The 10,790-nt window shown below is 65.4% G+C and carries 11 protein-coding genes; 5 read left to right on the forward strand and 6 right to left on the reverse strand.

Annotated elements, in window-relative coordinates:
• Window positions 1-88 precede the first annotated feature (88 nt).
• From AX730_RS16850 to trxB, 6 genes are all read right to left on the reverse strand, one after another.
• Window positions 89-574: a hypothetical protein gene (locus tag AX730_RS16850; RefSeq protein ID WP_157074321.1), complete on the reverse strand. Its 486-nt coding sequence runs from the start codon at window positions 572-574 to the stop codon at window positions 89-91.
• A 70-nt stretch (window positions 575-644) separates the two neighbouring features.
• Entirely contained in the window at window positions 645-863 is a 219-nt protein-coding gene (infA, locus tag AX730_RS16855) for a translation initiation factor IF-1 (RefSeq protein WP_062358368.1), read from the reverse strand.
• An 87-nt stretch (window positions 864-950) separates the two neighbouring features.
• On the reverse strand, window positions 951-1,697 hold the full coding sequence (aat, locus tag AX730_RS16860; RefSeq protein WP_062358369.1) for a leucyl/phenylalanyl-tRNA--protein transferase: 747 nt from the start codon (window positions 1,695-1,697) through the stop codon (window positions 951-953).
• A gap of 38 nt (window positions 1,698-1,735) precedes the next feature.
• On the reverse strand, window positions 1,736-2,863 hold the full coding sequence (locus tag AX730_RS16865) for a GNAT family N-acetyltransferase (RefSeq protein WP_062358370.1): 1,128 nt from the start codon (window positions 2,861-2,863) through the stop codon (window positions 1,736-1,738).
• 11 nt (window positions 2,864-2,874) lie between these two features.
• Entirely contained in the window at window positions 2,875-3,762 is an 888-nt protein-coding gene (locus AX730_RS16870) for a metallophosphoesterase (protein WP_062358371.1), read from the reverse strand.
• A gap of 24 nt (window positions 3,763-3,786) precedes the next feature.
• Window positions 3,787-4,740, reverse strand: coding sequence for a thioredoxin-disulfide reductase (gene trxB / locus AX730_RS16875; protein WP_062358372.1), 954 nt, complete (start codon window positions 4,738-4,740; stop codon window positions 3,787-3,789).
• A gap of 289 nt (window positions 4,741-5,029) precedes the next feature.
• Between trxB and AX730_RS16880 the strand changes: the two genes are divergently transcribed.
• The 5 genes from AX730_RS16880 to AX730_RS16900 all read left to right on the forward strand — a co-directional run.
• Window positions 5,030-7,393 carry a DNA translocase FtsK gene (locus AX730_RS16880; protein ID WP_062358373.1) on the forward strand — a complete coding sequence of 788 codons (2,364 nt, stop codon included), beginning with the start codon at window positions 5,030-5,032 and terminating at the stop codon, window positions 7,391-7,393.
• A gap of 93 nt (window positions 7,394-7,486) precedes the next feature.
• The gene (gene lolA, locus AX730_RS16885; protein ID WP_062358374.1) at window positions 7,487-8,110 is read left to right on the forward strand and encodes an outer membrane lipoprotein periplasmic chaperone LolA; all 624 of its coding nucleotides are present in this window, start codon (window positions 7,487-7,489) and stop codon (window positions 8,108-8,110) included.
• A 47-nt stretch (window positions 8,111-8,157) separates the two neighbouring features.
• Window positions 8,158-9,525: a replication-associated recombination protein A gene (locus AX730_RS16890; RefSeq protein WP_062358375.1), complete on the forward strand. Its 1,368-nt coding sequence runs from the start codon at window positions 8,158-8,160 to the stop codon at window positions 9,523-9,525.
• 29 nt (window positions 9,526-9,554) lie between these two features.
• Window positions 9,555-9,962: a fluoride efflux transporter CrcB gene (gene crcB, locus AX730_RS16895; RefSeq protein WP_062358376.1), complete on the forward strand. Its 408-nt coding sequence runs from the start codon at window positions 9,555-9,557 to the stop codon at window positions 9,960-9,962.
• 212 nt (window positions 9,963-10,174) lie between these two features.
• A partial coding sequence (locus tag AX730_RS16900) for a hypothetical protein (RefSeq protein WP_198147236.1) occupies window positions 10,175-10,790 on the forward strand: 616 nt, incomplete at its 3' end.

Consider the following 10,790-nt stretch of genomic DNA (forward strand, 5'->3'; position numbering starts at 1 on the left):
AGCCCTTGGCAGCGTAAGCTACAAACCGACCGTCCAACATTGGGGGGTCAGTTCACTCTGGCCGCCTTTTCTTTTCCGTAGCGCCCGTTCAGCGCGAGGCGCGCTTCTTGCGCTTGGCGAACTCCTCGGCGGTGATGGTTTCCACCGACGCAACGCGGCACGTGTCGCGCGAGGTCTTCACGCGCGTATCGGTTGCGCACAGCCGGTTGGTCTGGTCTTTGGTGCTGATATCGATGCGCGGCGTGAGCAGAATGGAGTCGCAGCTATGCTGGAACTCGACCCGGTAGTGGTCGCCGCCGTTGCGCAGGAAGAATTGCTGCCCACCGGCGGCACGTACGATCTCCTGGTCATCGCCCAGGTCAACGCAACCGGTGATGGTTTGTCCGGCGAAAGCTGCCAGCGGGGCAATGGCCAGTGCCAACGCAAGCAGCAAGGGGGCGGGGCGAAGGACATTCATGGCGGCTCTCTTTTGAGTCTGCGACCGGAAGTGGACGCTGCGCCATGCTGAGGTCGCGACCGTCAGAATGAATCTGCCTAAGGTCGGCGTGACGATTGGCCCGGTGCCGTTGGTCATGGATCGAGGGGCATGCCTGAAATGAGAAAAGCGGCCAATGGCCGCTTTTTCAATCAAGCACTTAACGAGATTACTTCATTCGATAGGTGATTCGACCCTTGGTAAGGTCGTAGGGGGTCATTTCGACCTTCACCTTGTCGCCGGTCAGGATGCGGATGTAGTTCTTGCGCATGCGTCCGGAGATGTGGGCGATGATTTCGTGCCCGTTTTCCAGCCTGACCCGGAACATCGTGTTGGGCAGCGTCTCGGCAACGGTGCCCTCGAATTCAATGGAATCGTCTTTCGACATGTAAGCCTGTGCTGTGCCGCGAGGGGATGGCGGGTGCCATGAAGCCGGGCATTGTACGCCAGCTGCGTCTCCGGTGCAAAAATTCCGTTACGGGACCGAGGGTTGCGACAAGGCGGACGCGGGCAGCAGGCCAAATCGTTCGGTCCAGCCGTCTTCCGCTGCGGGCTGATCCACCAGTTCGGTGACCTGTTCGAGGAAGGCCGCGCGCGGCATCAGGCCTCCCCCAAGGGAGTGGAGGTGGTCGTTTTCCACTTGGGCATCGATCAACGGCCATCCCCACTCGTGCAAGCGCGCAGCAAGGGCGGCGAGGGCGATCTTCGAGCCGCCGGAGCGGCCGCTGAACATGCTCTCGCCGAAGAACATCCGGCCGATCGCAACGCCGTAGATGCCCCCCACCAGCGCGTCGCCGTCGAACACCTCTACCGAATGGGCATGTCCCTGGCGATGAAGGTCAAGGTAAGCCTGGCGCATGCCGGACGTGATCCACGTGCCGTGCTGACCTGCTCGCGGCGCATGCGCGCACGCGGTGATCACCTGATCGAAGCAGGTATCCGTGCGGACCTGCCAGGTGCTGTGCCTGAGTTCACGACGGAAACGCGAGGACAGGCGCACGCCATCGGTACGGAACACCATGCGCGGGTCAGGCGACCACCACAACGGCGGCTGGCCGGGCGAGAACCACGGAAAGATGCCATGCCGGTAGGCATTGAGCAGGCGCGGCAACGACAGGTCGCCCCCTATCGCCAGCAATCCGTCGGGTTCGCGCATGGCGCTGTCGGCAGACGGGAAGGGCGCGTGGGGATCGGAGGAGAGGACGAACGGCCGCTGGCGCATAGCCGATTGTAGGCGGCATCGTGCCTGCGCCGCTGCCCTCAATCGCGCCGTTTGAAAGGTGTATGCGCTTCGAGCGTACGGGCGTAGCGGCGTACGGCGGCGGCTTCTTCCTCGCACCAGCGTGCCAACGCCGCGGAGAAGTCCGCATGGGCGATCCAGTGCCGTGAGTGCACGAACGTCGGCAGGAAGCCACGCGCGATCTTGTGTTCGCCCTGGGCGCCTGGCTCGAATACCGACAGTCCTTCGCGAAGGCAGTAGTCGATGCCTTGGTAGTAGCAGGTCTCGAAATGCAGCCCGGGAATGCTGGAGGTGGCGCCCCAGTAGCGGCCGTAAAGCGTATCGCCGCCGCGTAGGCACAGGGCGCCTGCGACGGTGCGCCCTTCGTGGTCCGCCAGGAACATCACCAGGTTGCGCGGCATGGCGAGGGCAAGGTGCCGCAGGAACGCGAGCGTCAGCGCAGGCGAGTTGCCATAGTCGTGGAAGGTCTGCAGATAGAAGCCGAACATCGCCTGCAGATCAGCTTCGCTGGCCTCGTCACCGTGCACGATGCGGAACGAGACGCCAGCGCGCTGCACTTTTGCACGCTCCTGGCGGATGTTCTTGCGGTGCTTGTGGTCGAAGTCGGCCAGGAAGCCGTCAACGTCGCGCCAGTGTCCCGGATTGCGCCAGTGGTACTGCACGTCGATGCGCGGGAGCCAGGCACGTGGAAACGCGGCATCCTCTTCAGACAGGGGGAAATTGATGTGTGCGGACGACAGGTCGAGCCGTCCTGCCTCTTCCTGTATCGCAGCGAGCAAGGCGTCGCGCGCCGCGTCGTCCCGGGCCAGCAGGCGCGGTCCGGACACCGGCGAGTAGGGCACGGCGCCCAGCCACTTTGGGTAGTAATCCAGCCCGTGCTGCGCGTAAGCGTGTGCCCACGCGTGGTCGAACACGAACTCGCCATGCGAGTTGTCTTTCAAGTAGCCCGGTGCAGCAGCGACCAGCTGTCCAGCGCTCCATAACGTGGCGTGATGCGGCGTCCATCCCCATTCCTCGCGCAGGCAGCCGTGGGCTTCCAGGCCTTGCAGGAACGCGTGGGAAACGAAGGGATTGCCTCCGCAGTGCAGCGCATCCCAGACAGAGGGGAGCACGTTGGTAAGCGAAGCAAGGAAGCGAACGTCGACCATCGGCACGGATGCTACGGACGCAGGTCCAGCACGTCGATGGTCGGCGGATTGAAGAGCCGCATGGGCAAACCGACTTCGCCTGTACCGACGGTCGTGTAGACACGCACACGTCCTCGCGGCGTCACAAGGAACTGCTCGCCCTTATCGAAGCCATACTGGCTGGGAATCGCATGCCGGTACAGCCAGGGAATGCGGATCTGGCCGCCATGCGTATGTCCTGCCAGCACCAGCGTGGCGAACGACGGGTCGAGATCGATCGCGCTGTCGGGATTGTGGGTGAGTACTATCGTAGGAGCGGGCGAGGGCATGGCCGAGAGAAAGCCCGCATCATCCTTGTTCGCCCAGCGATCCCCGAGACCGGCCAAGCGGAACCCACCCAGCGCCACACTCCTGCCCTCGATCACATCGACCTGGTGCGCCGCCAGCGCGGCCCGGAGCTCCACGTCGATATCCGGCCCGGGCGCTTGCTGGTCGTGGTTGCCGAGCACTGCATAGACCGGGATATTGAGATCCGCCAGCGGCGCGAACATGCGCTCCAGCGACTGTTCACCGGGTTCGTAAGTCAAGTCGCCAGCGATCACTACCGCGTCGGCGCGAAGCTTATTGATCCGCTTCACCAGTCGATCGAGATACGCGCTGTCCTTGTAGACGCCCAAGTGGATGTCACTGATCAGCACCAACCGCGCTTGTGCGCCCGTGCCGGTGAGCACCGTCTCTTGCACGCGGATGCGTTGCGGCTCGACAAAGCGTGCCCACGCGAACAGAAGGCAACCAGACAACAGCAGGACGACACACCAGCGGCCCCGCCGCTCACGCAGTCGCCACGCCAACCAGGCGATGAATGGCCAGACCAGCCAGCTGCCGTAGACCAGGCATTGCTTGATCAGCAGCTTGTCCATCGCTGGCCTGCGCGTGCGTGCGGATCAGCCGTCCTTGTCCAGGAAGCGCTCCGCATCCAGCGCCGCCATGCAGCCGAAGCCGGCCGAGGTGATGGCCTGGCGGTAGTGCTGGTCGGTCACATCGCCAGCCGCGAACACGCCGGGGATGGTGGTAGCAGTGGCGTTGCCTTCGATGCCGGAACGGATCTTCAGGTAGCCGTTGCTCATGTCCAGCTGGCCTTCGAACAGACCGGTGTTCGGGGTATGGCCGATGGCGACGAAGAAACCATGCACGTCGATGTCGCGCGTGCTCCCGTCCTGTACCGACTTCACCCGGATGCCGGTGACGCCGGCGTCGTTGCCCAGCACCTCGTCGACCGTGTGGTGCCACACAGGCTCGATCTTGCCGGCCTGGATCTTGGCGAACAGCTTGTCCTGCATGATCTTCTCGGCGCGCAGCGTGTCGCGGCGATGCACCAGGTAGACCTTGCGGGCGATGTTGGACAGGTAGAGGGCTTCTTCCACGGCGGTATTGCCGCCGCCGATCACGGCCACGTCCTGGTCGCGGTAGAAGAAGCCGTCGCAGGTCGCGCAGGCCGACACGCCGCGACCCTTGAACTTCTCTTCCGACTCCAGTCCCAGATACTTGGCGGTGGCGCCGGTGGCGATGACCAGCGCGTCGGCGGTGTACTCGCCGCTGTCGCCGATCAGCTTGAACGGACGCGCGGACAGATCCGCGGTATGGACGTGGTCGAAGATCACCTCGGTCTCGAACCGCTCGGCGTGCGCCTGCATGCGCGCCATCAGGTCCGGACCCATCAGGCCGTGCGCATCACCGGGCCAGTTGTCCACTTCGGTGGTGGTCATCAGCTGGCCACCCTGCTGCAGGCCGGTGACGACGACCGGTTTCAGGTTGGCGCGCGCGGCGTAGACGGCCGCGGTCCAGCCGGCGGGGCCGGAGCCGAGGATCAACAGGCGGCAGTGCTTCGAAGTGCTCATGTATACTCGCGAAAAGGTGGTGATCGGGCAGGCAACGACGCATTCCGGCATCGTCCGCAGGCACATAGAGTGGCGTTGCGTATCCGGCGAATCAAGGCGCGCAGATGGAAAGCGGTGATGCAGCCTGGCACCACGACCGATCAATCCAAGACGCTGCGCTCCTGCGCGGCGTTTTTGCTATCCGGGCATTCAAGGCGGCAATCCATGGTCAGATGGGCATGCTGTTCCGGCGCATACGATTCGTTTACTATCAATCACTAACAGAAATTTCCTAAGGTCTGGCCCCAAGGTGGCGAAGCAGCTCCCGGACAACGGCAAATCGAAAGAAGGCAATGCGGCTGCGCGCAAGCAGGCGGCGGCGCCGAATCCGCGTAGGCAGCGCCTTTGGCGCGACCTGGCGTTGATCGCCATCGCGCCACTGCTGCTCTACCTGCTGGCCAGCCTCTTCACGTTCTCGCCGCAGGATCAGAGCTGGTCGCAATCCGGCAGCATCACCGCACCTGTGCACAACATGGGCGGGTTGGCCGGTGCGTACGTGTCGGCATTGCTGCTGTCATTGTTCGGCTACGTCGCCTTCCTTCTGCCCCTCATCCTGGGCGCCATCGCCTGGATCGCGCTGTTCGGGATGGATACCGACGGCGATGGTCAGGCCGACCTCGGGCCCGCATTGCGCCTGATCGGCATGGTGGCCTTCCTCATCTCCGCGACCGGGTTGTTGTTCATGCGCGGCGTGCCGGCCGAGTCCCTCACGGACGGCGCCGGCGGCATCCTTGGCACGTTGGTCGGCAAGTCGCTGCTGAAGCTGTTCGGCGGACTGGGCGGCAACCTGTTCCTGCTGGTGCTGTTCCTGACCTCGGTGACGCTGGCAACGGGCCTGTCGTGGTTCGCGGTGATGGAGCGCATCGGCAAGTACGTGCTGATGCTGCCGGACCTGTTCCGCCGCGGCAGCCAGCAGGCGAACGAGTGGCAGCAGACCCGGGCGATGCGCGAGGAGCGCGAGGTCGTCCGCAAGACCGATGCCGTGGCCCGCGCCAAACGCGAACCGGTCAAGATCGAGCCACCTGCACCGGCCGTGGTGGAGAAGAGCGAACGCGCCAAGCGCGAACAGCAGATCCCGTTGTTCCACGGCACCGGCGGCGACGAGTCCGGCCTGCCGCCGCTGTCGCTGCTGGATGATCCGAAGCCGCAGACCAAGGGCTATTCGGAAGAAACGCTCGAGACCCTGTCGCGGCAGATCGAATTCAAGCTCAAGGACTTCCGCATCGATGTGCAGGTGGTCGGCGCCTATCCAGGGCCGGTGATCACGCGCTTCGAGATGGAGCCGGCGCCGGGCGTGAAGGTCAGCCAGATCAGTTCGCTGGACAAGGACATCGCCCGCGGCCTGTCGGTGAAGTCGGTGCGCGTGGTGGACGTGATTCCCGGCAAGTCGGTCATCGGCCTCGAGATTCCCAATACCAGCCGCGAAATGATCTTCCTGTCGGAACTGCTGCGTTCCAAGGAATACGACAAGTCCGGCAGCCCGCTGACACTGGCGCTGGGCAAGGACATCGCCGGCCGGCCGACCGTGGCTGATCTGGCCCGCATGCCGCACCTGCTGGTCGCCGGCACCACCGGTTCGGGCAAGTCGGTCGCGGTCAACGCGATGGTGCTGAGCCTGCTGTACAAGGCCTCGCCGAAAGACCTGCGCATGCTGATGATCGACCCCAAGATGCTGGAACTCAGCGTCTACCAGGGCATCCCGCACCTGCTGGCGCCGGTCGTGACCGACATGAAGGAAGCCGCCAACGGCCTGCGCTGGTGCGTGGCGGAAATGGAGCGCCGCTACAAGCTGATGAGCGCGGTCGGCGTGCGCAACCTGGCCGGCTTCAACAAGAAGGTCAAGGACGCGATGGACGCGGGCCAGCCGTTGATGGATCCGCTGTTCAAGCCGAACCCCGACCTGGCCGAAGCGCCGCGCCCGCTCGAGCCGATGCCGTTCATCGTCATCTTCATCGACGAATTCGCCGACATGATGATGATCGTCGGCAAGAAGGTCGAAGAACTGATCGCCCGCCTGGCGCAGAAGGCGCGCGCCGCCGGCATCCACCTGATCCTGGCCACGCAGCGACCGTCGGTGGACGTCATCACCGGCCTGATCAAGGCGAACATCCCGACCCGCATCGCGTTCCAGGTCAGCTCCAAGATCGACTCCCGCACCATCCTTGACCAGTCCGGTGCGGAAACGCTGCTCGGCCACGGCGACATGCTGTACCTGCCGCCGGGCACCGCGATGCCGGAACGCATCCACGGCGCTTTCGTCAGCGACGAGGAAGTGCACCGCGTGGTCGAACACCTCAAGGCCAGCGGCAGCGCCGATTACATCGAGGGCGTGCTGGAAGAGATCCAGACCATGGGCGACGGCATCGTCGTCGGTCCGACCGGCCTGCCGGAATCGGGTGGCGGTGGCGGCGACGAGTCCGATCCGCTGTACGACGAGGCGGTGAAGATCGTCACCGAGAGCCGCCGCGCCTCGATCTCCGGCGTGCAGCGCCGCCTGAAGATCGGCTACAACCGCGCGGCGCGCCTGATCGAGGCGATGGAAGCCGCTGGCGTGGTGACGCCGCCCGAACACAACGGCGACCGCCAGGTCCTGGCGCCGCCACCGCCGCGCTGACTGAACGAGACGCCGGCCGCCGTCCGCGGTCGGCAGCCTGTTCAGTTTCGGCCCGGCACACTCCGTCCAACGTCCCTCATCCCGGAACGCACCATGCTCCGCACCGCACGCTACGCCGTCCTCGCCACTGCCTTGCTCGCCACCACGGCCCTCGCCGGCGCGCGCGACGAACTGAAGACCTTCACCACCGGCCTGAAGGGATTGGATGGCCAGTTCACCCAGAAGGTCTATGACGGCGGCGGCAAGCTCAAGGAGACCTCGAACGGTCGCGTCGCGCTGTCGGCGCCGCGCCTGTTCCGCTGGGAATACAACAAGCCGTACGAGCAACTGATCGTCGCCGACGGCAAGAAGGTGTGGGTCTACGATCCGGACCTCCAGCAGGCTACCGTGCGCGAGCAGGGTGTCGAAGAAGAGAACAGCCCGCTCGCGGCACTGATCGATCCGGGCAAGCTGGACCAGCAGTTCAACGTGGCCGAAGCTGCCGGGCAGGGCGGCGTGCAATGGCTCACGCTGACGCCGAAGCAGGAAGGCGATGCCAGCTTCCAGACCGCGCGGCTTGCCTTCTCGGGCGGCACGCTGGTGAAGATGGAAGTGAAGGATGCGGTCGGTCAGCGCACCGAGATCAGCTTCAGCGGCTGGAAGCGCAACCCGGCGTTCGCCGGCGGCACCTTCAAGTACGCGCCCGCGAAGGGCGTGGATGTCGTCGGCGGTCCCTGACCGGGCTGCGGTGCAGGTACCGATGGGCCACGACGTTACAATGACGCGTGGCCAGGACACGTACCCCTCTTGAACCGCAGGTCGACCTGCTGAGCACGGACACCGACGCGCTGCGGCCGTTGGCCGAGCGCATACGCCCGCGCACCCTGGACGAGATGGTCGGACAACGGCGCCTGCTGGCGCCGGGCAGCGCGCTGCGGCGCGCGGTGGAGTCCGGCCACGTGCATTCGATGATCCTGTGGGGCCCGCCAGGTTGCGGCAAGACCACGCTGTCGCTGCTGCTGGCGCGCTATGCCGATGCCGAGTTCAAGGCGATCTCGGCCGTGCTGTCGGGCCTGCCCGAGGTTCGCCAGGTGCTGGCGGAGGCGGCGCAGCGCTTCGCGGGTGGTCGCCGCACGGTGCTGTTCGTCGATGAGGTGCATCGATTCAACAAGGCGCAGCAGGACGCGTTCCTGCCGCATATCGAGCGCGGCACCATCCTGTTCGTCGGCGCGACAACCGAAAATCCGTCCTTCGAATTGAACTCCGCGTTGCTGTCGCGCTGCCGCGTGCACGTAATGGAAGCCGTGTCGCCGGACGACATCCGCCACGCACTGCGCATGGCGCTCGCGGACACCGAACGCGGACTGGGCGAACTGGCGCTGGAGGTCGACGACGCAGCCCTGCTGGAGATCGCCACCGCCGCCGACGGCGATGTGCGTCGTGGGCTGACGTTGCTGGAAATCGCGGCGGAACTGGCGGCGGACGAAGGTGGCCGGATCACGCCGCAGACACTGGCGCAGGTGCTGGCGGACCGCACGCGCCGCTTCGACAAGGGCGGCGAGCAGTTCTACGACCAGATCTCGGCCCTGCATAAATCGGTGCGCAGCTCCAATCCGGACGGTGCGGTGTACTGGCTCGCGCGCATGCTCGACGGCGGCTGCGACCCGGCCTATCTCGCGCGACGGATGACGCGGATGGCGGTGGAGGACATCGGTCTGGCCGATCCACGCGCCCTGCAGATGTCGATCGATGCCTGGGACACCTACGACCGCCTGGGCAGCCCGGAGGGCGACCTGGCGCTGGCGCAGCTGGTGATCTATCTGGCGAGCACCGCCAAGTCCAACGCCGGCTACATGGCCTTCAACGCCGCCAAGGCCGATGTGCGCGAGCACGGCACGCAGGACGTGCCGATGCACCTGCGCAACGCGCCGACCAAGCTGATGAAGTCGCTGGGTTACGGCACCGGCTACCAGTACGACCACGACGCGGAAGGCGGCATCGCGCTGGACCAGACCGCATTCCCGGATGCGATGGGCGAGCGCGTGTACTACACGCCGGTCGAGCGTGGCTTGGAAATCAAGCTGAAGGAAAAACTCGACCGCCTGCGTGAGGCGCGCAGGCAGGCGCGCCAGCAGGCCGGTCGCGGCGACTGAGCCTTTTCGACGGGATACGACGCATGCCGGTGCAGGCCTGGATGTGGTGGCAACAGCTGATGCTGGTGATGGCGGGCGGTGCGTTGGGAGCCGCGGCACGGTTCTGGCTGGGCGGCCTGCTGCTGCGGCAGCTCGGCAGCGGATTTCCGTGGGGCACGTTCGCAGTGAACATGGTCGGCTCGTTCGCCGCCGGGTTCCTCGCCCTCTGGCTCGAAGGACGCGGACCCTCGGCGCTTTACTGGCGCGCCTTCCTCGTCGTCGGCGTGCTGGGTGCGCTGACCACCTATTCCGCGCTGATGGTCGAGTGCCTGATGTTCGCGCGGTCGGAGCGGCAGGGCGCCGCCCTCGGCTATCTCGCCGTGACGCTGGTGCTGGGCCTGCTGCTGGTCTGGCTGGGCGCGCGAACCGCAGGCGCGATCCGTTCTCCGGTCTGGTGACGCCCGCTTGCCGGGAACGATGACCGGATCCTGCGACGGCCAAGGCGCGTCCTCGTCTGACTGTTCCGGTTGACCTGCGGACAGACGGTCATAGCGCTAATGCTTTTTTAACCTTGGTGCAGGAACGCGCTAACGAATCGTGTGCAAGTGTGACCCGCGTCGCTTTTTAAGGGCTTCCCCTGGGTCCCGGAGCGGCCACAAGGAGACTCACCATGTGCACACGCAAGACTCTGATTGCGTCGGCGGTACTGCTGGCGCTCGGCATGACGGGACAGGCTTTTGCCCAACAGACCAACACCGAGAACGGAACCGGCGATGACATCCTGGTCAACCTCGCTGCGGATATGAGCAACAACAGCACCAACACCGACAACTCCGACAACAGCGACAATTCGGACAATTCCGACAACTCGGACAACAGCGACAACCGTTCCTACGACGGCGACAACCGCAACAACCGCGGTCGCGCCGACGCAGAGGGCTACGGCTCGACCGCAGCGAACAACGGCAGTACCGCGACGTCGACGTTCTCCAATTCCTTCAACCAGAGCAAGGCGGTCGCCGAAACGAAGCTGATCGGTTCGGTGTCGGGCGTGACCGTGCAGGACATCGGCAACGTCGCCAAGAACTGGGGCAATGCCAATGGCGGAAGCGGTGGTCGCGGCGGTGCGGGTTACGGCGGCGACGGCTACGGCGGCGAAGCGGGCGGCGGCAGCGGCAGCGGCGGCGACGGCGGCAACGGCGGCGCAGGCGGCGACGGCGGCAGCGGCGGCAGCGCCAGTATCGGCGATGCGACCGCGGGCGATTCGTCCAATGGCAGCGCCAGCA

This window comes from Pseudoxanthomonas mexicana (genome assembly GCF_001556105.1).
Taxonomy (GTDB): Bacteria; Pseudomonadota; Gammaproteobacteria; order Xanthomonadales; family Xanthomonadaceae; genus Pseudoxanthomonas_A; species Pseudoxanthomonas_A mexicana_A.